At 73.9% G+C, this 21008-nt stretch carries 19 protein-coding genes; 4 read left to right on the top strand and 15 right to left on the bottom strand.

Annotated features, from left to right (window positions below):
- Positions 1-220: 220 nt before the first annotated feature.
- From HPT28_RS18300 to HPT28_RS18250, 11 genes are all read right to left on the bottom strand, one after another.
- The gene (locus tag HPT28_RS18300; RefSeq protein WP_219092203.1) at positions 221-2734 is read right to left on the bottom strand and encodes an ATP-dependent Clp protease ATP-binding subunit; all 2514 of its coding nucleotides are present in this window, start codon (positions 2732-2734) and stop codon (positions 221-223) included.
- A 730-nt stretch (positions 2735-3464) separates the two neighbouring features.
- Complete coding sequence (locus HPT28_RS18295; protein WP_219092202.1) at positions 3465-3800, bottom strand: Lsr2 family protein; 336 nt, start codon at positions 3798-3800, stop codon at positions 3465-3467.
- Between the two features lie 195 nt (positions 3801-3995).
- Positions 3996-4520, bottom strand: coding sequence for an amino-acid N-acetyltransferase (locus tag HPT28_RS18290; RefSeq protein WP_219092201.1), 525 nt, complete (start codon positions 4518-4520; stop codon positions 3996-3998).
- A 9-nt stretch (positions 4521-4529) separates the two neighbouring features.
- Positions 4530-4922 (bottom strand): BlaI/MecI/CopY family transcriptional regulator, encoded by a 393-nt coding sequence (locus tag HPT28_RS18285; RefSeq protein ID WP_219092200.1) that lies wholly within the window; start codon positions 4920-4922, stop codon positions 4530-4532.
- Positions 4923-5071: 149 nt separating this feature from the next.
- Positions 5072-5248: a hypothetical protein gene (locus tag HPT28_RS18280; RefSeq protein WP_219092199.1), complete on the bottom strand. Its 177-nt coding sequence runs from the start codon at positions 5246-5248 to the stop codon at positions 5072-5074.
- A gap of 108 nt (positions 5249-5356) precedes the next feature.
- Positions 5357-6022, bottom strand: coding sequence for a hypothetical protein (locus tag HPT28_RS18275; protein WP_257578855.1), 666 nt, complete (start codon positions 6020-6022; stop codon positions 5357-5359).
- A gap of 102 nt (positions 6023-6124) precedes the next feature.
- Entirely contained in the window at positions 6125-6931 is an 807-nt protein-coding gene (locus tag HPT28_RS18270; RefSeq protein WP_219092197.1) for a type III pantothenate kinase, read from the bottom strand.
- Between the two features lie 3 nt (positions 6932-6934).
- Entirely contained in the window at positions 6935-7975 is a 1041-nt protein-coding gene (gene nadC / locus HPT28_RS18265) for a carboxylating nicotinate-nucleotide diphosphorylase (RefSeq protein WP_219092196.1), read from the bottom strand.
- Positions 7972-9777: an L-aspartate oxidase gene (locus HPT28_RS18260; RefSeq protein ID WP_219092195.1), complete on the bottom strand. Its 1806-nt coding sequence runs from the start codon at positions 9775-9777 to the stop codon at positions 7972-7974. Before HPT28_RS18260 ends, nadC begins: the two co-directional genes overlap by 4 nt.
- Entirely contained in the window at positions 9774-10748 is a 975-nt protein-coding gene (gene panC, locus HPT28_RS18255; RefSeq protein ID WP_219092194.1) for a pantoate--beta-alanine ligase, read from the bottom strand. Before panC ends, HPT28_RS18260 begins: the two co-directional genes overlap by 4 nt.
- Positions 10745-11716 carry a Rossmann-like and DUF2520 domain-containing protein gene (locus HPT28_RS18250; protein WP_374226982.1) on the bottom strand — a complete coding sequence of 324 codons (972 nt, stop codon included), beginning with the start codon at positions 11714-11716 and terminating at the stop codon, positions 10745-10747. The genes panC and HPT28_RS18250 overlap by 4 nt, the downstream gene beginning before the upstream one ends.
- 127 nt (positions 11717-11843) lie before the next feature.
- Between HPT28_RS18250 and HPT28_RS18245 the strand changes: the two genes are divergently transcribed.
- Complete coding sequence (locus tag HPT28_RS18245) at positions 11844-13121, top strand: low specificity L-threonine aldolase (protein WP_219092192.1); 1278 nt, start codon at positions 11844-11846, stop codon at positions 13119-13121.
- Between the two features lie 9 nt (positions 13122-13130).
- Here HPT28_RS18245 and HPT28_RS18240 read toward each other — a convergent pair whose 3' ends face one another.
- Together HPT28_RS18240 and HPT28_RS18235 are read right to left on the bottom strand one after the other, a co-directional pair.
- Positions 13131-13817 carry a response regulator transcription factor gene (locus HPT28_RS18240; protein ID WP_219092191.1) on the bottom strand — a complete coding sequence of 229 codons (687 nt, stop codon included), beginning with the start codon at positions 13815-13817 and terminating at the stop codon, positions 13131-13133.
- 95 nt (positions 13818-13912) lie between these two features.
- Positions 13913-15130, bottom strand: coding sequence for a sensor histidine kinase (locus HPT28_RS18235; protein WP_219092190.1), 1218 nt, complete (start codon positions 15128-15130; stop codon positions 13913-13915).
- Between the two features lie 150 nt (positions 15131-15280).
- On the opposite strand from HPT28_RS18235, the gene HPT28_RS18230 reads away from it, so the two are divergent.
- Positions 15281-16390: an SAM-dependent methyltransferase gene (locus HPT28_RS18230; RefSeq protein ID WP_219092189.1), complete on the top strand. Its 1110-nt coding sequence runs from the start codon at positions 15281-15283 to the stop codon at positions 16388-16390.
- A 67-nt stretch (positions 16391-16457) separates the two neighbouring features.
- Here the strand turns inward: HPT28_RS18230 and HPT28_RS18225 are convergent, their stop codons facing one another.
- On the bottom strand, positions 16458-17891 hold the full coding sequence (locus HPT28_RS18225; RefSeq protein WP_308119347.1) for a PH domain-containing protein: 1434 nt from the start codon (positions 17889-17891) through the stop codon (positions 16458-16460).
- Entirely contained in the window at positions 17888-18394 is a 507-nt protein-coding gene (locus tag HPT28_RS18220; RefSeq protein ID WP_219092188.1) for a PH domain-containing protein, read from the bottom strand. The genes HPT28_RS18225 and HPT28_RS18220 overlap by 4 nt, the downstream gene beginning before the upstream one ends.
- A 56-nt stretch (positions 18395-18450) precedes the next feature.
- Here HPT28_RS18220 and HPT28_RS18215 point away from each other — a divergent pair, with 56 nt between their 5' ends.
- Positions 18451-19593: an NADH-quinone oxidoreductase subunit D gene (locus HPT28_RS18215; protein WP_219092187.1), complete on the top strand. Its 1143-nt coding sequence runs from the start codon at positions 18451-18453 to the stop codon at positions 19591-19593.
- Between the two features lie 88 nt (positions 19594-19681).
- Positions 19682-20974 carry a PQQ-binding-like beta-propeller repeat protein gene (locus HPT28_RS18210; protein WP_219092186.1) on the top strand — a complete coding sequence of 431 codons (1293 nt, stop codon included), beginning with the start codon at positions 19682-19684 and terminating at the stop codon, positions 20972-20974.
- The last annotated feature ends 34 nt before the right edge of the window (positions 20975-21008 follow it).

Here is a 21008-nt window from a genome sequence, read left to right as displayed (position 1 = left end):
CCCGGCGCCGGGGGCTGCGCTTGCCAGCCCTGCGCCTTCGCGCAGACCTCCCAAGCGCGGGCCGCCCCGAAGGGGCGCGGGGAACTGTGCGACCGGCCACGACGCCGGGGACAGCCTGGGACGCACCGACGCCGGGGTCCGGGGCGCAGCCCCGGGAACGCCGCGGCCCCGGCACGGGGAACCGTGCCGGGGCCGGGCTGAGGAGCGTTGAGGCGGAGCCTCAGGTGTCCTTGGAGAGGTTGGGGCCGGCCTCGACCGGAGGCGCGTCCGGCAGCGGGGCCTTCTCCTCACCGCGGAAGGTGAACGTGGCGGTCTCGCCCTCGCCCTCCGTCTCCACGACCACGATGTGACCGGGGCGCAGCTCGCCGAAGAGGATCTTCTCCGAGAGCGCGTCCTCGATCTCCCGCTGGATCGTGCGACGCAGCGGACGGGCGCCCATGACCGGGTCGTAGCCGCGCTTGGCCAGCAGCTGCTTGGCCTCGCCGCTCAGCTCGATGCCCATGTCGCGGTCCTTCAGCCGCTCGTCCACCTGGGCGATCATCAGGTCGACGATCTCGATGATGTTCTCCTGCGTGAGCTGGTGGAACACCACGGTGTCGTCGACACGGTTGAGGAACTCGGGCCGGAAGTGCTGCTTGAGCTCCTCGTTGACCTTGGCCTTCATCCGCTCGTAGCCGGTCTTGACGTCGCCCCCGGCGGCGAAGCCGAGGTTGAAGCCCTTGGAGATGTCCCGGGTGCCGAGGTTCGTCGTCATGATGATGACGGTGTTCTTGAAGTCCACGACCCGGCCCTGGGAGTCGGTCAGGCGACCGTCCTCCAGGATCTGCAGGAGCGAGTTGAAGATGTCCGGGTGGGCCTTCTCCACCTCGTCGAACAGGACGACCGAGAACGGCTTGCGGCGCACCTTCTCGGTGAGCTGGCCGCCCTCCTCGTAGCCGACGTAGCCGGGAGGCGAGCCGAACAGCCGCGAGACGGTGTGCTTCTCGCTGAACTCCGACATGTCGAGGGAGATCAGCGCGTCCTCGTCGCCGAAGAGGAACTCGGCGAGCGTCTTGGACAGCTCCGTCTTACCGACGCCGGAGGGGCCGGCGAAGATGAACGAGCCGCCCGGACGCTTCGGGTCCTTCAGGCCCGCACGCGTGCGCCGGATGGCCTGCGAGAGCGCCTTGATGGCGTCCTCCTGGCCGATGACGCGCTTGTGCAGCTCGTCTTCCATGCGCAGCAGCCGCGAGGACTCCTCCTCGGTCAGCTTGAAGACCGGGATGCCGGTGGACGCGGCGAGGACCTCGGCGATCAGCTCCTCGTCGACCTCGGCGACGACGTCCATGTCGCCGGCCTTCCACTCCTTCTCCCGCTTGGCCTTCTGGGCCAGCAGCTGCTTCTCGCTGTCCCGCAGGTTGGCGGCCTTCTCGAAGTCCTGCGAGTCGATCGCGGACTCCTTCTCCCGGCGGACGTTCGCGATCTTCTCGTCGAACTCGCGCAGGTCCGGCGGGGCGGTCATGCGGCGGATGCGCATGCGGGAACCGGCCTCGTCGATGAGGTCGATGGCCTTGTCCGGCAGGAAGCGGTCGGAGATGTAGCGGTCGGCCAGGGTGGCCGCGCCGACCAGGGCGGCGTCGGTGATGGAGACGCGGTGGTGCGCCTCGTAGCGGTCCCGCAGGCCCTTGAGGATCTCGATCGTGTGCGAGAGCGAGGGCTCGGCGACCTGGATCGGCTGGAAGCGGCGCTCCAGCGCGGCGTCCTTCTCCAGGTGCTTGCGGTATTCGTCCAGGGTGGTCGCGCCGATCGTCTGCAGCTCGCCACGGGCCAGCATCGGCTTCAGGATGCTGGCGGCGTCGATGGCGCCCTCGGCGGCGCCCGCGCCGACCAGGGTGTGCAGCTCGTCGATGAACAGGATGATGTCGCCGCGCGTGCGGATCTCCTTGAGCACCTTCTTCAGGCGCTCCTCGAAGTCACCGCGGTAGCGGGAGCCGGCGACCAGTGCGCCGAGGTCCAGGGTGTAGAGGTGCTTGTCCTTGAGGGTCTCGGGCACCTCGCCCTTGACGATGGCCTGGGCCAGGCCCTCGACGACGGCGGTCTTGCCGACACCGGGCTCGCCGATGAGCACCGGGTTGTTCTTCGTCCGGCGGGACAGCACCTGCATGACCCGCTCGATCTCCTTCTCGCGCCCGATGACCGGGTCGAGCTTGGATTCGCGGGCGGCCTGGGTCAGGTTGCGGCCGAACTGGTCGAGAACGAGCGAGGTCGAGGGGGTGCCCTCGGCCGGACCGCCCGCCGTGGCCGTCTCCTTGCCACCCGAGTAGCCGGAGAGCAGCTGGATGACCTGCTGCCGCACCCGGTTCAGGTCGGCGCCGAGCTTCACCAGGACCTGGGCGGCGACGCCCTCGCCCTCGCGAATCAGGCCGAGCAGGATGTGCTCCGTGCCGATGTAGTTGTGGCCGAGCTGGAGGGCCTCGCGCAGCGAGAGCTCCAGCACCTTCTTGGCCCGGGGGGTGAAGGGGATGTGGCCGGACGGGGCCTGCTGGCCCTGGCCGATGATCTCCTCCACCTGCTGGCGGACCGCCTCGAGCGAAATCCCGAGGCTCTCCAGTGCCTTAGCGGCGACACCCTCACCCTCATGGATCAGGCCCAGGAGAATGTGCTCGGTGCCGATGTAGTTGTGGTTGAGCATCCGGGCTTCTTCCTGAGCCAGGACGACAACCCGCCGCGCGCGGTCGGTGAACCTCTCGAACATCGTTAATCGCTCCTCAGAGCGGTCAGTCAGTTAGGGGTAGGTCCCCTCCCTGTCCTTCCGCAGCTTAGTCCCGCAACGGGGGACCGCTCATTCCAACTGCCGACACCCGCTCGCCGTCCCGTGCCACGGTGCGGGCGACACCAGTTCCAACCCGATGGTGCGAGACGATGTTCCCGCAGGCCAAGCCGATGCACCTGCATTCGCTACGCCGATGGCGAACGCCTCGTCCACGACACGTCCGGCCCCCCGGCGCCATCGCCCTTGCCACACCCCCGTCACCACTGGTGATGTCCTACCCCCTGCCGCCACTGATCCATACCCCCGGGAGGGGGGTCATCCGCTACGGGCGAACACGGTTGCACCCCAGGTGGCCGACAGGGCGGTCACCCATTGTCGTACGTTCATCACTTTGCGTACCCGCATGCGCCGAGGGCAGTTGCCCACGGCAGGCGCGGGCGCGCCCCCGAGTACCCACCGGGCGATCGGGGGCACGGGCCCCGGACGAGGGACACCCCGTACGACGGACGCCGCCCCCACCGTCGCGACACGCACGGAAGAGGCGGCTCGTGTGGGGGTTGGCGCCGTCCGGGCCGAAGGCCGGGGACAGGGTCGAGGGGCTGCCCCCGCGGCCCTCGGGGGAAGCACCCGGCGCGGAGCCGGGACGAACGGCGGCCCGGTACGGCGCCGGCGGGTACCTCGCCCCGCCGTGCCGGCCCGGACCCGGCCGTCCTCAGCCGTTGGCCTTCTCGTACGCCTCACGGATCTCGGCCGGCACGCGGCCGCGGTCGTTGACGTTGTAACCGTTCTCCTTGGCCCACGCGCGGATCTTGGCGGTGTCCTGCGAGCCACCGGACGAGCCCGCGCGGGCCTTTCCGCGACCGCCGGACCGGCCGCCGGTGCGGCGTCCCGCCTTGACGAATTCCGCCAGGGATTCCCGAAGCTTCTGCGCGTTGGCCTCGGTGAGGTCGATCTCGTAGGACTTGCCGTCCAGCGCGAACGTCACCGTCTCGTCGGCCTCGCCACCCTCGAGGTCGTCAACAAGAAGGACCTGAACCTTCTGTGCCACCGGCTACTCCCATTCGTACTGCCTCCCCGTTCCCGAACAGGGGGCGATAAGCGAATACTGATATCGACAACCACAGCAAACCGCTTTTCTCCGGAAAACACAAACCCCGATCGAGGTTTGCGCACGAACACACGAGACGGGGTCAGGATCTTTCGGACAAAGCAGCCCATGGTTGTGATGTCACCGTGACAACGGTCAGAGATGCAAGAGCATGCGGCTGTTGCCCAGGGTGTTCGGCTTCACCCGCTCAAGGCCGAGGAACTCGGCGACGCCTTCGTCATACGAGCGCAGCAGCTCGCTGTACACATCACCGTCGACGGGGGCATCCCCGATCTCCGTGAATCCGTGCTTGCCGAAGAACTCCACCTCGAACGTGAGGCAGAAAATGCGGCGAACCCCCAGTCGACGTGCGGTTTCCAGCAGCTTCTCCAGCAGCAGGTGCCCGACACCCGTACCGCGGGCCACCGGGTCCACGGCCAGCGTGCGCACCTCGGCGAGGTCCTCCCACATCACGTGCAGGGCCCCGCAGCCGACGACCCGCCCGTCCGGGACGCGCTCGGCCACCCAGAACTCCTGGATGTCCTCGTAAAGCGTCACCGTCGCCTTGTCGAGCAGGATACGGTCACGCGAGTAGGTGTCGATGAGGCGTCGCACGGTACGCACGTCCGACGTCCTCGCCCGACGGACCGTCACGGCGTTCCCGCTTATCTCTTCTGCCATGCCCGCACGCTATCGCTCGTCCGGGGCGGTCAGCCGCACCCCATTGAGTTGCACCACCCGCAGGGCGTCCCGCAGCGCCTCGACCTGTTCCTGCGACATCATCCCGAAGAACGCGACGAGCGCGGCCGCGGCGTTGTCGCTGGCCGACCACGCTTCGTTCATCAGTGCGGCGGAGTACGCGGCCCGGGTGGAGACGGCCTCATATCGATAGGCCCGGCCCTCCTGCGTGCGGCGGAGCCAGCCCTTCTGATGCAGGTTGTCCATTACGGTCATGACCGTCGTGTAGGCGATCCGCCGTTCTTCCCTGAGGTCCTCGAGAACTTCCCGCACGGTGACCGGGCGGTTCCACCGCCATACCCGCGTCATCACCGCGTCTTCGAGCTCTCCCAAAGGTCGTGGCACAGGAAGAATGATAGGTCGCCGCGCCCCGGCCGCGCGGGCACCGGGAGCCGGGCCCGGCGGGAGCCCGGGCGGCCCGGGAACGGCAAAGGGTCTGCGGGAGAACCCGGTGGTTCTCCCGCAGACCCTGGTGGTGCGCGTTTGCCGACCCGTCAGACGCGGGCCTCGCCTTCCGCGGTCGCCGCCTCGGCCTGGGCGTACGCCGCGTCGACGGCGGCGTCCTCCTTGGCCTTGTTGGCGCCGCCCTGACTCCGGACGATCGTCACGATGAGCGCGGTGAAGGCAACGGCCATCACCGCAGAAGGGGTGAGTGCGGCAATGTAGTCCATGGGCACGAGAGTAGGGCAGGCCCCCGGCCCGGCGCGGACCGACCCGGGCATGGCCTTCGCCACACTCGCCCGGCCGGGGAGCCGCGCCCGGCGGCCCCCGGCACGGGGTCAGGCCGTGAGCAGCTCGGCCTCCGGCGGGCGGCTCTTGCGGCGCGGCGGGAAGACCTCACCGGGCGTGGGGATGGGCCGGGAGGGCCGCTTCGGCTCCCCGGGACGCTCACGCTCCGGCTCGGGCTGCTGGGCGGGCTTCGGCTTCTCCTTGCCGGGCTGCTCCTCGCCGGGCTTGCCCGGCTCCCGCTTGCCCGGCTCCTGCTTGCCCGGCTCCTGCTTCGCGGGTTGCTCCTTCGGCGCCCGGCGCTCCTCCTCGCCCTCGGCGGCGCGTCCCCCCGGGAGGGCCAGCAGGCGGGTGCGGGCGAGGGGCAGGGCGGCCCGGACGAGCAGCTCCGTGCGGCGGGCGGCCTCCCGGGGACTGGCGGGCGCGGAGCAGAGCCGGCGGAGCGCGACGACGTCCTCGTCCGTCGCGGTGTAGCCCGCGTCGAGCGCGTCGCGCAGGCGGCCGAGGTAGCCGGTGGCCGAGCCGGGGAGGGCGGCCCGGTAGCGGTCCACCTCGGCGAAGAGGAACCGCCGGAGCCGTGCGGCTTCACGCGTCGCGTCATCCACGGCCAGTGCGAGGTGGAGGCACTCCCTGATCTCCTGGGCCGGGAGCGCGGCGGACTGGAGGGCGGTGGCGAGGGCACGACGGAGCACGCTCAGCTCCTCCGTGCTGAAGGCCATACCGCCTCGGGAACCATGTGGCGTGGGCATAGTGTGACTTTAAGTGCTAAACGGACGAAATGCCCTCGTGACGCGCCCGCCGCCGCCCACCGGTCCCGGGCGTCACATCCGGGCGACGTTGCGCTCGTAGACCAGACGCAGGCCGATCAGGGTGAGCCATGGCTCGTGCTCGTCGATCACCGAGGACTCCCCCAGCACCATCGGCGCCAGCCCGCCCGTGGCGATGACGGTGACGTCGTCCGGATCGCCGTCCGGGCCCGCCAGCTCCCGGGCCATCCGGTCCACCACGCCGTCCACCTGGCCGGCGAAGCCGTAGAGGATGCCCGACTGCATGGCCTCGACCGTGTTCTTGCCGATCACCGAGCGGGGCCGGGCCAGCTCGATCTTGCGGAGCTGGGCCCCGCGCACGCCGAGCGCCTCGACGCTGATCTCGATGCCGGGCGCGATCACGCCGCCGACGTACTCCCCCCGCGCGGAGATGGCGTCGAACGTGGTCGCCGTCCCGAAGTCGACGACGACGCAGGGGCCGCCGTACAGCTCGACCGCGCCGACCGCGTTGATGATCCGGTCGGCGCCGACCTCCTTCGGGTGGTCCATGAGGACGGGCACGCCCGTCTTCACTCCCGGCTCCACCAGCACGGCGGGGATGTCGCCGTAGTAGCGGCGGGTGACCTCGCGCAGTTCGTGCAGCACCGAGGGCACCGTCGAGCAGATCGCGATGCCGTCGATGCCCTCGCCCAGCTCCACGCCGAGCAGCGGGTGCATGCCCATCAGGCCCTGCAGCAGCACGGCCAGCTCGTCGGCGGTACGGCGGGCGTCGGTGGAGATCCGCCAGTGCTCGACGATCTCCTCGCCGTCGAAGAGGCCGAGGACGGTGTGGGTGTTTCCGACGTCGATGGTCAGCAGCATGGCTCAGGCCTCGTCCCTCAGGTCCAGGCCGATGTCCAGGATCGGTGCGGAGTGGGTGAGCGCGCCGACGGCCAGGTAGTCGACGCCCGTCGCCGCGTACTCGGCCGCGTTCGCCAGGGTGAGCCGCCCGGAGGACTCCAGGGCCGCCCGCCCGGCGACGAGGGCGACCGCCTCGGCCGTCTCGGCCGGGGTGAAGTTGTCCAGCAGCAGCAGGTCGGCGCCCTCGGCCAGGACGGGCTCGATCTGGTCCACGTCGTCCACCTCGACCTCGATCGGCAGCTCCGGGAACTCGTCCCGCACGGCCTTGAAGGCCGCGGCCACGCCGCCCGCCGCGATCACGTGGTTGTCCTTGATCAGCGCGGCGTCGGAGAGGGAGAAGCGGTGGTTGACGCCCCCGCCACAGCGCACCGCGTACTTCTCCAGCGCCCGCAGGCCCGGTGTCGTCTTGCGGGTGTCGCGGACCCGGGCCCTCGTGCCCGCCAGCGCGTCCGCCCAGGCGGCGGTCGCCGTGGCGATCCCGGACAGGTGGCACAGCAGGTTGAGGGCGCTGCGCTCGCCGGTCAGCAGATCGCGGGTGCGGGTGCGCACGCTCAGCAGGACGGTGCCGGGCGTCACCCGGTCGCCGTCCTCGACGTGCCGCTCGACCTCGAACTCGTCCGTGCACACCACCGAGAGGACCGCCTCGGCCACGCGCAGGCCCGCGATCGTCCCCGCCTCGCGGGCGGTGAAGTCGGCGGTGGCCACCGCGTCCTCCGAAACGGTGGCCACGGTCGTGACGTCCACGCCGTGGTCCAGGTCCTCCTCGATGGCCAGGTGGGCGATGTCCTCCACCTGGACGGGGTCGAGCCCGGCCTCGGCGAGGAGCTGGGCCAGCTCGGGGTCGAGACCGCACTCCAGCGGGTCGAGGTCCAGCTCCTCGTCCAGCTCGCCGCAGCCGCACGCGTCCCCGCAGCCGCCGGAGGCGGCGGTCGCGCCGGGGCCGCCGATCTGGAGCAACGGCAGGTCCACCGGCTCGGTTCGGGTGCGGTCGTCAGGGGTCGTCACGGCTTCTCCTCGGATGCGGCGGGGATGACCGGCGGGAAGCCGGTGGTGTCGGTCGTGCGCAGGGTGAGCCGCGCCGCGGCGGCCGGTTCGTCGCGGCGCGGCTGGCCCGGGCGCGGCTCATCGGACGCCGGGGAGGCGCCCAGGGTCACGACGAGGTGGCGGGCCCACCGGGCGTCGTCCCGGTCCGGGTGGTCCTCCCGCCAGTGGCAGCCGCGGGTCTCCGCCCGCCGCGCCGCGGCGGCGACGAGGACGGAGGCCACCAGGTGGAGGTTGGTGACCTCCCAGCTCTCGGTGCCCGGCTCGGCGGGCTTGCCCGCCGAGCCCGCGGGCTCCTCGGCGGACCCGGCGTGGCGCAGGGCCGCCAGGGCGGCGGCCGTCGCCGCCAGGCCCTCGGCCGAGCGGAGCACCCCGGCGCCGCGCGTCATGATCCGCTGGATCTCGATCCTGGCCTCCGGCGGCAGCAGGGGCAGCTCGGGCGGCGGCTCGGCCGGGACCCGGGCCGGCCGGGCCGCGGCGGCGACGTCGGCGGCGATGCGCTCGGCGAAGACCAGCCCCTCCAGCAGGGAGTTCGAGGCGAGGCGGTTGGCGCCGTGGACACCCGTGCAGGCCGTCTCGCCGCAGGCGTAGAGCCCGGGCACGGTGGTGCGGCCGTGCAGGTCGGTGCGCACACCGCCGGAGGCGTAGTGGGCGGCCGGGGCCACCGGGATCGGCTCCCGCACGGGGTCGATGCCGTGCGAGCGGCAGGCGGCCAGGATCGTCGGGAAGCGCTCGGCCCACATCCGGGCGCCGAAGTGCCGGGTGTCCAGATACATGTGGTCGGTGCCCCGCTCCCGGCAGCGCCGCATGATGCCCTTGGCCACGATGTCGCGCGGGGCCAGCTCGGCCAGCTCGTGGGCACCGACCATGAACCGCACTCCGTCGGCGTCCACGAGGTGGGCGCCCTCGCCGCGCACCGCCTCGGAGATCAGCGGCTGCTGCCCCTCCGCCCCCGGGCCCAGGTAGAGCACCGTCGGGTGGAACTGGACGAACTCCAGGTCGCTGACCTCCGCCCCGGCGCGCAGCGCGAGGGCGACGCCGTCCCCGGTGGACACGGCCGGGTTCGTCGTCGCGGAGAAGACCTGGCCCATGCCGCCGGTGGCGAGCACGACCGCGGGCGCGTGGACGGCGCCGACGCCGTCGTGCTGGCCCTCGCCCATGACGTGCAGGGAGACGCCGGCGGTGTGCCCCTCGGCATCGCGCAGGAGGTCCAGCACGAGCGCGTGCTCGATGGTGCGGATGCCCGCGCCGCGCACGGCCTCCACCAGGGCGCGGGAGATCTCCGCGCCGGTCGCGTCACCGCCCGCGTGGGCGATGCGGCGCCGGTGGTGGCCGCCCTCGCGGGTCAGCTCGATCTCGCCGGTCGCCGCGGCCGTGTCGAAGACGGCGCCGGTGGCGATCAGCCGCCGGACGGCGTCGGGCCCCTCGGTGACGAGCGTGCGCACGGCGGCCGCGTCGCACAGCCCGGCGCCCGCGACCAGGGTGTCGGCGAGGTGCTGGTCCGGGGTGTCGCCCTCGCCGAGCGCGGCGGCGATGCCGCCCTGCGCCCAGCGGGTCGAGCCGTCGTTGAGGTCGGCCTTGGTGACGATGACGGTGGCCAGGCCCGCCGCGACGCAGCGCAGGGCGGCCGTCAGCCCGGCCACGCCGGAGCCGACGACGACCACGTCGGCCTCGATGGCCCAGCTCGGGGCGGGCGCGGCGAGGCGTATGCCGGTGGGCGCGGCGCCCCGGGCGCTCCCCGGGGTGGAGCCGGTCGCGGTACTCATGCTGCGGCTCCGAACGGCAGGCGGATGTTGTCGATGAGGCGGGTGCCGCCGACGCGGGCGGCCACGGCCAGGACGGCCTCCCCCTCGAAGTCGTCGTCGACGTCGGTGAAGTCGGCCGGGTCGACGAGGGCGAGGTAGTCGACGTCCAGGCCGCGCGCCTCGTCCAGCACCAGCTGGGCGGCCGCCAGCGCGGCCGACGGGCCGCGGGTGGCGTGGGCCAGCGCGTGCGCGTCGGCCGAGGCGCGGGACTCGCCCACCTTGGCGAGCGCCGCCGCCCGCCCCTCGCGGGCGGGGGCGGCGGCGGCCCGGGCGCGCAGCGCGGCCTCGGCCGTGAGCCGGTCCCGGGCGGCGAACAGCGCGCGGGAGAGGGCCAGCGCGACCTTCCGCTCGTGCCGCGAGAGATAGCGGTTACGGCTGGAGAGGGCGAGGCCGTCCGGCTCCCGGACCGTGGGCACGCCGACGATCTCCACCGGGAAGTTCAGATCCCGCACCATGCGGGTGATCAGGGCGAGCTGCTGGGCGTCCTTCTCCCCGTAGAAGGCCACGTCGGGGGCCGTGAGGTGCAGCAGCTTCGCGACGACGGTGAGCATGCCGTCGAAGTGTCCGGGCCGGTGCTCGCCCTCCAGCCGCTCCCCCATGGGCCCGGCCGAGACGCGCACCTCGGGCTCCCCGCCCGGGTAGACCTCCTCGGTGCCCGGCGCGAACACGACGTCCGCTCCCGCCTCGGCGGCCACCACGCGGTCGGCGTCCAGGGTGCGCGGATAGCGGTCGAGGTCCTCCTCCGCGCCGAACTGGAGCGGGTTGACGAAGACCGTGACCACGACCTGCCCGCCCGGGCCCACCGCGGCCCGCGCCGTGCGGATCAGCTCCGCGTGCCCGTCGTGCAGGGCGCCCATGGTCATCACCACGCCCCGACGCCCCTCGGCCGTGCGCAGCCGCCGCAGCTCGGCGGCCGTGTGCAGGAGGGTCATGGGCGTGCTCCGTCCGAGAGGACCTCCAGCAGGTCCTCCGCCAGCTCGGGCTTGAGGAGACCGGCGGCCAGCGCCCGGTCGGCCGTGGTGCGGGCCATGGCCACGTAGCCGGACACCGCGCCCGGCGCGTGCCGCCGCAGCTCGGCGAGGTGCGCGGAGACGGTACCGGCGTCGCCCCGCGCCACCGGGCCGGTCAGCGCCGCGTCGCCCGAGCGCAGGGCGTTGTCCAGGGCCGCCCCGAGCAGCGGGCCCAGCATCCGGTCCGGCGCGGCCACCCCCGCCGAGCGCAGCAGGTCCTGCGCCTGCGCGACGAGGGTGACGAGGTAGTTGGCGCCCAGGGCCAGGGCCGCGTGGTAGAGCGGGCGGGCCTCCTCGGCGATCCACTCGGGCTCGCCGCCCATCTCGATCACCAGGGCCTCGGCCGCCAGCCGCAGCTCCTCGGGCGCGGTGACGCCGAAGGCGCAGCCCGCGAGCCGATGGACGTCGACCGGGGTGCCGGTGAACGTCATCACCGGGTGCAGGGCGAGCGGCAGCGCGCCCGCCCGGAGCGCGGGCTCCAGCACGGCCGTGCCGTACCGGCCGGAGGTGTGGACGAGGAGCTGGCCGGGGCGGACGGCACCCGTCTCGACCAGGCCCCCCACCAGGTCCGGCAGCGCGTCGTCCGGCACGGTGAGCAGCACCAGCTCGGAGCGGGCCAGGACCTCGCGGGGCTCGACCAGCGGCACGCCGGGCAGCAGCTCGGCCGCGCGGCGGCGGGAGGCGTCGGAGACCCCGGAGGCGGCCACCGTGCGGTGACCGGCGAGCCCGAGGGCCGCGGCGAGCACGGGGCCCACGCGCCCGGCACCGACCACGCCGACGCCCAGCCGGGCGGGCCGCTCGTGGGCGTGCCGGGCCGGCTGCGCGGGCTGCGGGGAGGAGACCGGCCGAGGGGGCCGGGCGGGATCGTGTTCGTTCACGGGTTCGTTCACGCGGTTCGGGCCTTCCGTTCCAGTCCGCTGTATCCCGGTACCGGACGTCGGACCCATGCTACGCGCCGGGGCGCGGCACCGGGTTAATCGGTCGCGTCACACCCGGTGAGCGGTCGAGGATGCGCACATGGCAGACGACGAGCACCGGTCCGCGGAGCCGCCCGCGCAGGAGGCCACACCGCGGGGCGGCCTGGGAAGCGGCCGGGACGAGGCACCCGGCCGCGGGCCGGACGACAGCCCCGACGACGGCCCGGACGACGAGCCGGACGACGGGTCCGGGGGTGTCGGCCGGTGGCGGCGCCTGGTGGCCGCCGAGCGGGCCCGGCGGAAGCTGTCGACGGGGCCGGTGCGGCCGCTCGCCGAGCGCCTCGCCGAGGTCGGCGAGGCCGTGGCCCGGTCCGGGGCCGAGTGGCCGGACTTCTACGGCGACGGCGTCGTCACCGAGCTGGAGGAACGCACCGCCGAACTGCTCGGCACGGCCGCCGCCGTCTGGTTCCCCACCGGCACGATGGCCCAGCAGGCGGCCCTGCGCTGCTGGGCGGCCCGCACCGGGAACCCCCGCGTCGCGCTGCACCCCGGGGCGCACCCGGTGCAGCACGAGCGGGACGCGCTGGAGCGGCTGAGCGGGCTCCAGCCGGTGCGGATCGGCAGCGCGCGCGCCCCGGTCACGGCGGAGGACGTGCACGGCCTCGACGAGCCCGTCGGGACGGTGATGCTGGAGCTGCCGCTGGTCGCGGCCGGGTACGCGCTGCCCACCTGGGACGAGCTGAACCGGACCGTGGAGGCGGCCCGCGAGCGGGAGGCCGTCGTCCACTTCGACGGGGCGCGGCTGTGGGAGTCCACCACCTGGTTCGGCCGTTCGCTGGCCGAGATCGCCACCCTCGCGGACTCCGTCTACGTCTCGTTCTACAAGTCGCTGCGCGGACTGTCCGGCGCCGCGCTCGCCGGTCCCGCGGACGTCGTCGGGGAAGCGCGGGCCTGGCGGCACCGTTACGGGGGCAACCTCGTCCAGCAGTGGCCGGCCGTGCTGACGGCCCTCGCCGGGCTCGACCGCGAGCTGCCCCGGCTGCCCTCCTACGTCGCGCGGGCCCGGCTCGTCGCGGCGGAGCTGCGGGCCGCGTTCGACGCCGCGGAGCTGCCCTTCGCGGCGGTCCACCCGGAGGAGCCGCACACGCACCAGTTCGAGGTCTGGCTCGCGGGCGATCCGGACGCGCTGACGCTGGCCGCCGTGCGGCAGGCCGAGGAGACCGGCACCGCGCTGTTCGGGCTCTGGTGGGCGGCGGGGCCGCCGGGCCTCGCGGCGACCGACGTCACCGTCGAGGCGCCCGGGCTCGACTGGACGGCCGAGGACGTGCGCGAGGCGGCCCGGACGTTCCTCGCCTACGCGGACCGGGCTCGGGCGTAGGGCCGGGCGTCAGCCGTGGCCCCCGGCGCGGACCAGGCCGTTCTCGTAGGCGTAGACGACGGCCTGGACGCGGTCGCGCAGCTCCAGCTTGGTGAGGATGCGGCCCACGTGCGTCTTCACGGTGGCCTCCGAGAGCACCAGGTGCGCGGCGATCTCCCCGTTGGACATGCCCTGGGCCACGAGCAGCAGCACCTCGCGCTCCCGCTCCGTCAGCCGGCCCGCCTCCGGTGGCTCCTGCCCGCCCGCGGCCACTGCGGGCAGCAGCGGCGAGAAGCGGTCGATGAGCCGCTTGGTCGTGGACGGCGCCACCACCGCGTCCCCGCTGTGCACCGCCCGGATCGCGCTCAGCAGCTCGGCCGGCGGGACGTCCTTGAGCAGGAAGCCGCCCGCCCCGGCCTTGAGGGCGGCGAAGGCGTACTCGTCCAGGTCGAAGGTGGTGAGGATGAGCACCTTCGGGTCGCCCGGCCCGCCCTGGCCCTCCTGGCAGATGCGCCGGGTGGCCTCGACGCCGTCCATCACCGGCATGCGGATGTCCATGAGGACCACGTCCACGGTGGTGGTGCGCAGGGCCTCCAGCGCCTCGGCGCCGTTCGCCGCCTCGGCGACGATCTCCATGTCCGGCTGGGCGGCCAGCACCATGCGGAAGCCGGTGCGCAGGAGCACCTGGTCGTCGACGAGCATCACGCGGACGGTCATGGGGGGGTTCCTCTTCTCGGTCTTCCGGGGTGGGGGCGGGGTCGGGACGTGGCGGTCGCTGCCGGCCCGCCGGGGCCGGGTTCGCCGCGGTCGGTTCAGTGCTGGCCGGCCAGGGGGAGGCTGGCGCGGATGCGGAAGCCGCCGCCGGGGCGGGGGCCCGTCTCCAGCAGTCCTCCCACCATGCCCACGCGCTCGCGCATGCCGATCAGGCCGTGGCCCAGACCGTCGGCCCCGCCCTCCTCGTACAGCTCCGCCTGGGCACCGCGGCCGTCGTCCTCGGCGAGCAGGCTCAGCTCGTCGTTGCCGTAGGTGATCCGCACCGTCGCGCCCGCGTCGGGGCCACCGTGCTTGCGGGTGTTGGTGAGGGCCTCCTGCACGATCCGGTACGCCGTCAGCTCCACCCCGCTCGGCAGCGGCCGGGGGGTGCCGTCGACCCGGAAGTCGACCGTCAGCCCGGTGCCGCGGACCTGCTCGACCAGCTCCGTGAGCTGCTCCACGCCTGGTTGCGGCACGTACTCGCCCGCCTCGCCGCGCTCGTCGTCCCGCAGGACGCCCAGCAGGCGGCGCATCTCGGCCAGCGCCTGCCGCCCGGTGCCGGAGATCGTCTCCAGCGCCTGCCGCGTCTGCTCGGGCGCGCTGTCCAGGACGTACGCGGCGCCGTCCGCCTGGACGACCATGACGGACACGTTGTGCGCGACGACGTCGTGCAGCTCGCGGGCGATCCGCGCGCGCTCGGCCGCCACGGCGACCTTGGCCTGCGCCTCCCGCTCGCGCTCCAGCCGGGCCGCCCGCTCCTCCAGCTCGATGTAGTACGCCCGCCGGGTGCGCAGGGAGTCCCCCATGACCCAGGCGAGCAGGAAGCAGACGAGGAAGAAGACGAGCGCGGCGATGTCGCCGAACGTGCCGCCGTCCTCCTCGGCGAACCGCAGGACGGCCAGCGGCGGCCCGACGAAGGCTCCCACCAGCGCGAGCCGGGACGCCCAGCGCACCTCCCGGGAGGCGACGGTGAAGACGATCACCAGCATCGCGAAGTCCGGCGGGACCGCGAAGACGTCCGTGGCGAGCTGGGCCAGGCCCGCGGCGACGGCGAGGAGCAGCATGGCCTCGGGCCAGCGGCGGCGCAGCCACACCACGACGGACAGCGCGAACGAGATGGGGACGGCGGCGAGGAGCTGCCAGTCCGAGAGCCGGCGGAACTCACCGGCCTCGGCCTCGGCCACCAGCCACACCGCAGAGATCAGCAGCAGACAGACGGCCCAGAAGCCGTCCACCCACATGGGATGTCTGCGGAGGAACTCGTAGAGCCGATGCACGTAACCCAGCGTAAACACCGTGACAGCGGAACGAGTCAGCCGGAGGGCCGATCCCTGGGGCGCCCGACTACTCCCCAGGGTGGACACGCCCTGCGACCGCCACGCCAGGGCGCGGTGCCGCCGCCTGCCCGGGCGCCCTAGCGTGGTGGCGTGACCGAGCATCCCGAGCCCGAGCAGGCCGAGCCGACCGAGGACCACACCGGCTGGCTGGCCGCCGCCGAGCACGCGCTCTACGGACCCGGGGGCTTCTTCCTCCGCGAGGCGCCCAGCGCCCACTTCCGCACCTCGGTGCACGCCTCCCCGCTGTACGCCGGGGCCGTGGCGGAGCTGCTGGGCCGGGTGGACGAGGAGCTGGGCCGCCCGGCCGAGCTGGCGCTCGTCGACGTCGGGGCCGGGCGGGGTGAGCTGCTCACCGGGGTGCTGGACGCGCTGCCCGGTGAGCGCGCGCGGCGGCTGCGCCCGGTGGCGGTGGAGCGGGCCGCCCGCCCCGAGGGTCTCGACCCGCGCGTCGAGTGGCGGCCCGAGCTGCCGGAGAGCGGGCTGACGGGGCTGGTCTTCGCCAACGAGTGGCTGGACAACGTGCCGTGCGAGGTCGCCGAGACCGACGCGGCGGGGCGGTGGCGTCGGGTCCTGGTCCGGCCGGACGGGGCGGAGCGCCTCGGCCCGCCGGTGACGGGGGCGGACGCGGAGTGGCTGGCCCGCTGGTGGCCGTGCCCGTCGGGGCCGGACGGGCGCCCGGAGCCGGGCGGCCGCGCGGAGGTGGGCCGCCCCCGGGACGTCGCGTGGCGGGCCGCGGTGGGCATGCTGGACCGCGGGCTGGCCGTCGCCGTCGACTACGGGCACGAGCGGGCCGCCCGGCCCCCGTTCGGCACGCTGACCGGCTACCGGGACGGGCGTGCGGTGCCGCCGGTGCCGGACGGGTCCTGCGATCTGACGGCCCACGTGGCCCTGGACGCCTGCGCTGGCCCGGGTGCCGTGCTGCTGCCGCAGCGGGAGGCGCTGACCCGGCTCGGGGTGCGCGCCGACCGGCCGCCCCTGGACCTGGCGTCCACCGACCCGGCGGGCTATGTGCGGGCGCTCGTCCGGGCCGGGGAGGCCGCCGAGCTGCTCGGTCCGGCGGGACTGGGCGGGCACCTGTGGCTGGTGGAACCGGTGGGGGTGGGCTGGGGCACCCCCCTTGGGGGCACCCCCCATGGGGGCACCCCCCATGGGGGCACCCCCCTTGGAGGCACCTCCCATGGGGGCACCTCCCAGCGGTAGCTGGGGGAGGTAGCTGGGGGAGGTAGCTGGGGGAGGTAGCTGGGGGAGTGCTGGGCTGACCGCGGGATCAGGTGAGCCAGCGCTCGGGGCGGGCGATGCGCCGTCCGGTGCGGGATCGTTCCGCCTGCGCGGCGAGGATGTCGGTCGCCTCGCCGGCGTCCCGCAGCCTCGCCACGACGGCGGCGTTCGCGCCGTGGTCCACGTGGACGTCCGCGAGCCCGAGTCGGCGCATCCACGGCCCCTGCGTCCGGCGCACGCTCTGCACCTTCGCGTGCGGCACCAGCTCCAGCACGCGCCGCAGCCGCCCGTGCCGGGTGACGAACACGGCGTCGGTGACCCCGTGTCCGTAGCCGCGCCACCACACCGGCACCGCGAACCGGGACCGGGGCGGCGCGGGGCGGGCCGCGGCGACCGCCTCCGCCACGTCCACGCCGGGCAGCACCGTGGCCAGCACCCCGGCGGCCACCGCGCGCTCCGCCACGGGCAGCAGCACCGTGGGCGCCTCGCCCGCGCCGCCGCCCGCGACGGCCAGCTCGACCCGCACCCAGCCGCGACGCCGCCACAGCAGCGGCTCGAGGACGCGCACGGCCTGGACGCGGCCGGGCGGCACGGTCGCGTGCTCGCGGTTGAGCAGCCCGTGGTCCAGCCGGAGGCCGTCCGGGGACTCGGCGACCTTCCAGTCGTACTCGGTCAGATACCGGCCGACGGTGGACACCCAGGCGCCGCCCAGCATCGGCAGCCCCGCCGCGATCGCCGCGGTGACACTGCCGCTGAGCCACCACAGCGTCCCGGGGACGACGACGAGCGCGGCCAGCAGCCCCCAGCCGGTGCCCATGAGCAGCAGCGCGACGGTGAGCATGCCCGGCGGCACCCGCACCAGCTCGCGCTCCGGCGCCTCCCCGGCCTCCGGCGCCGCCTCCGGGACGATCCCGGCGGCCCGGGCGAGCAGTTCGGCACGCAGGGCGACGGCCTCGGACTCGCCGAGGTAGGCCAGCTCGTCCTTCTCGTTCGTGCCGACGACGTCCAGCTTCAGCTTGGCCACTCCGGCGACACGGGCCAGCAGCGGCCGGGAGACGTCGACGGCCTGGATGCGGTCGAGCCGGATGTGCGCGACCCGGCGGAAGACGAGCCCGGTGCGGATGCGCAGCTCCGTGTCCGTCACCGTGTAGTGGGTGGCCCACCAGGACAGGAAGCCGTAGACAGCGGCCATCGGCACGACGACGGCGAAGGCCAGCACCAACCAGCCCACCGTCAGCTCCTCGGTCCACGCCCGGGTGCGCTCGTAGTCCTGGACGGCGAAGACGACGAGCGCCGCGATCGGCGCCCACGCCCGCCGCCAGGGCGTGACGGGGTGCAGCCGCCGCCCCTTCCCGTCCGGCGCCGCGTCCGGTGCCGCCCCGTCCCCGTCCGGAGCCTCCGCGCCCGGCGCCGTCTCGCCCCCGCCCGCCGCGTCCGGCGCGGCGTCCGCCGCGTCCTCGCCCGGGTGCCGCCCGCCCGTCACAGCCCCGCCGATCGGGCCTCGCCCAGCTCGGTGAGCCGGTCGCGCAGCCGCTCCGCCTCGGCCGGGGCCAGCCCGGGGATCGCGGCGTCGGTGGTGGCGGCGGCCGTGTGGAGCTGCACGCGGGCGAGCCCGTAGCGGCGCTCCAGCGGCCCGGAGGTGACCTCGACGAGCTGCATCCGGCCGTAGGGCACCACCGTCGTCTCACGCCACAGCACGCCCCGGCTGATGAGCAGGTCGTCGGCGCGTTCCCGGTAGCGCCAGGACCGCCAGTTGCGGCCGAGCGCGTACCAGCCCCACAGGGCGAGCGCGGGCCACAGCAGCGCGGGCAGCGCCCACAGCGGGCCCAGCAGGAGGAGGGGCAGGGCCGTGGCGGGGGTCAGCACGGCGGCGGCCGTCAGCAGCACCGCGCGGCGCATGCGCAGCAGCCCCCGTTCCACGCCACGCCATCGCTCCGGACGGTCCCCCGACGCGTCCCGTTGCCCCTGTTGCGCCCGCTGCTGCATGGCTCAAGCCTAGGCTCCGGCGCACGCGGCGCGCCGGAGCTGTCAGACTTGGCCGCATGACGGAGACGACGGTCGGAATCGGAGGCGCGGCCGAGAGCACGGACATGGTGCTCAACATCGGCCCCCAGCACCCGTCCACCCACGGCGTGCTGCGGCTGCGCCTGGTGCTGGACGGCGAGCGCATCAGCGCGGCCGAGCCCGTCGTCGGCTACATGCACCGCGGGGCCGAGAAGCTGTTCGAGGCGCGCGACTACCGGCAGATCATCGTGCTGGCCAACCGGCACGACTGGCTGTCGGCGTTCTCCAACGAGCTGGGCGTCGTGCTCGCCGTCGAGCGCATGCTCGGCATGGAGGTCCCCGAGCGGGCCGTGTGGCTGCGCACGCTGCTGGCCGAGCTGAACCGGGTGCTGAACCACCTGATGTTCCTCGGCTCCTACCCGCTGGAGCTGGGCGGCATCACGCCGATCTTCTACGCCTTCCGGGAGCGGGAGGACCTCCAGCACGTGATGGAGGAGCTGTCCGGCGGGCGGATGCACTACATGTTCAACCGCGTCGGCGGCCTCAAGGAGGACCTGCCGGCCGGCTGGCTGGACCGCGCCCGGGCCGCCGTGGCGAGCCTGCGCTCGCGGATGGACGTCTACGACGACCTGGTGGTGGGTAACGAGATCTTCCGCGTCCGCACGAAGGGCGTCGGGGTGCTGCGCCCCGAGACGGTCCACGCGTACGGCGTCAGCGGGCCGATCGCCCGGGCCTCCGGGGTCGACTTCGACCTGCGCCGTGACGAGCCCTACCTCGCCTACGGCGAGCTCCAGGACACCCTGCGCGTCGTGACCCGCGACGGCGGTGACTGCCTGTCCCGCTTCGAGGTGCTGCTGGACCAGACGCACAACGCGCTGGAGCTGGCCGAGGCCTGCCTGGACCGGCTGGCCGAGCTGCCGCCGGGCCCCGTCAACCAGCGTCTGCCGAAGGTGCTGAAGGCGCCCGAGGGCGCGACGTACGCGTGGACGGAGAACCCGCTCGGCCTCAACGGCTACTACCTCGTCTCCAAGGGCGAGAAGACGCCGTACCGGCTGAAGCTGCGCTCGGCGTCCTACAACAACATCCAGGCGCTCACCGAGCTCCTGCCCGGCACGCTCGTCGCCGACATGGTGGCGATCCTGGGCTCGTTCTTCTTCGTCGTCGGCGACATCGACAAGTGAGCAACAACCGGACGGCCGCCTGACGTCGCGTCAGCGCCCGCTGGTTACGATCTTCCCTCCGCGATGTCGAACGGGAGGGGACGCCGCGATGCGGGTTCGGAAGGGACTGGCCTGCACGGCCGTGGCAGTGGCCATGGCCGTGCTCGGGGGGTGCGGCTCCGGCGGAGACGCCGAGAAGGAGCCGACGCGCGGGGACAGCGCGCCCAAGGGTGAGGACGAGAGCAAGGCCGAGGACGTCCCCGAGGCGTTCGACGCGCCGCTGAAGTTCGAGCCGGCCCCGGAGGTCACGGTGCCGAAGGCGGCGACGTCCGGGAACGTCGCCATGAGCGGCCGCACCGACGCGAACGGACTGCCCGTCACCATCGAGAAGGGCGTCCTCTACATCGGCCGGACCGACGGGCTGGAGATCGCCAGTGGCTATCGGCCCAGCGACGCGGTGCTGATCACCACGGCCGAGTCGCAGCCCGTGGATCCGGAGAAGGACGGGCCCTTCGTCGGCGACTCGACGGACGCCCCGCACCTGACCACCGTGGACGGCAAGCGGCTGGCCGTCATGGCCGTCGTCGGCGAGCTACCGGGCTCGGGCACGACGCCGAAGAAGACCGTCGTCGAACTCCTGGCGGCCGACGCCCGCGAGGCCACGCTCGCGTGGTCGGCGACCGTGGAGTTCGAGGGCCTCCAGGACTACAGCAAACACAGCGACGGCCCGCCCCAGATCCTCGGCCAGGTGGGCGACACCCTGGTCCTGGAGGTCGGCGACCACACCCTCGGCGTGGACCTCACCACCCGCGAGAGGGTGTGGTCCACCGAGGCCGACGGCGTCCTGGCCGGGGACACCCTCGTCGTGGAGCGGGCGGAGTCGGCGCGCGAGGACCGGCTCGTCGGGCTGGACGCGGCCACCGGCGAAGAGAAGTGGTCCGTGGACGCCGAAGGGTACGGCGACTTCGTCGGAGCGACGTCGAACCTGGTCGCGCTGGAGTCGTACTCCGGTGGCGAGGGGCGGCTCACGTTCGTGGAGACCGCCGAGGGCAAGGAGGTCGTCACCCATCGCGATCGCGACCAGTCCGCCTGCTCCTACGACGGCGCGTCCGTGCTGGTGTGCGGAGACGGCAAACGGCTCGACGCCTACGCGGCCGACTCGGGCAAGCCGCTGTGGTCGCTCCCCGACGAGTCCGCGAACCGGGTGGCCCCGAGGATGACGCTCCTCCGGGAGGGGCTGCTCTACGGAACGACGGAGAACGGCCCCGTCGTCCTGGACGCCCTCACGGGGGCGGACAAGGAGACCGAGCCGGGAGCGGCCCCGTTCGTGACAGACGGCATCGCGGCCCTCGCCTTCGCGCCGGAGTCGAAGCGGGCCATCGCCTTCCGCGTCACCGGCTGACGCGCACAGCCGCCGCACAGCCGCCGGGCCGCAC

Origin of the sequence: Streptomyces sp. JJ38 (assembly GCF_019303475.1) — a bacterium.
In the GTDB taxonomy this organism is placed as follows: domain Bacteria; phylum Actinomycetota; class Actinomycetes; order Streptomycetales; family Streptomycetaceae; genus Streptomyces.
This window is presented reverse-complemented; position numbering and strand designations above follow the sequence as displayed.

What these genes read in the sequence shown, in the direction of transcription:
- HPT28_RS18270 (WP_219092197.1), bottom strand. Translation starts at nt 6,931, where the DNA reads ATGCTGCTGACCATCGACGTCGGAAACACCCACACCGTCCTCGGCCTC.
- HPT28_RS18280 (WP_219092199.1), bottom strand. Translation starts at nt 5,248, where the DNA reads ATGGACTACATTGCCGCACTCACCCCTTCTGCGGTGATGGCCGTTGCC.
- HPT28_RS18290 (WP_219092201.1), bottom strand. Translation starts at nt 4,520, where the DNA reads ATGGCAGAAGAGATAAGCGGGAACGCCGTGACGGTCCGTCGGGCGAGG.
- HPT28_RS18300 (WP_219092203.1), bottom strand. Translation starts at nt 2,734, where the DNA reads ATGTTCGAGAGGTTCACCGACCGCGCGCGGCGGGTTGTCGTCCTGGCT.
- HPT28_RS18245 (WP_219092192.1), top strand. Translation starts at nt 11,844, where the DNA reads ATGGCAGACGACGAGCACCGGTCCGCGGAGCCGCCCGCGCAGGAGGCC.
- HPT28_RS18210 (WP_219092186.1), top strand. Translation starts at nt 19,682, where the DNA reads ATGCGGGTTCGGAAGGGACTGGCCTGCACGGCCGTGGCAGTGGCCATG.
- HPT28_RS18240 (WP_219092191.1), bottom strand. Translation starts at nt 13,817, where the DNA reads ATGACCGTCCGCGTGATGCTCGTCGACGACCAGGTGCTCCTGCGCACC.
- HPT28_RS18275 (WP_257578855.1), bottom strand. Translation starts at nt 6,022, where the DNA reads ATGGCCTTCAGCACGGAGGAGCTGAGCGTGCTCCGTCGTGCCCTCGCC.
- HPT28_RS18215 (WP_219092187.1), top strand. Translation starts at nt 18,451, where the DNA reads ATGACGGAGACGACGGTCGGAATCGGAGGCGCGGCCGAGAGCACGGAC.
- panC (WP_219092194.1), bottom strand. Translation starts at nt 10,748, where the DNA reads ATGACCCTCCTGCACACGGCCGCCGAGCTGCGGCGGCTGCGCACGGCC.
- HPT28_RS18260 (WP_219092195.1), bottom strand. Translation starts at nt 9,777, where the DNA reads ATGAGTACCGCGACCGGCTCCACCCCGGGGAGCGCCCGGGGCGCCGCG.
- HPT28_RS18220 (WP_219092188.1), bottom strand. Translation starts at nt 18,394, where the DNA reads ATGCAGCAGCGGGCGCAACAGGGGCAACGGGACGCGTCGGGGGACCGT.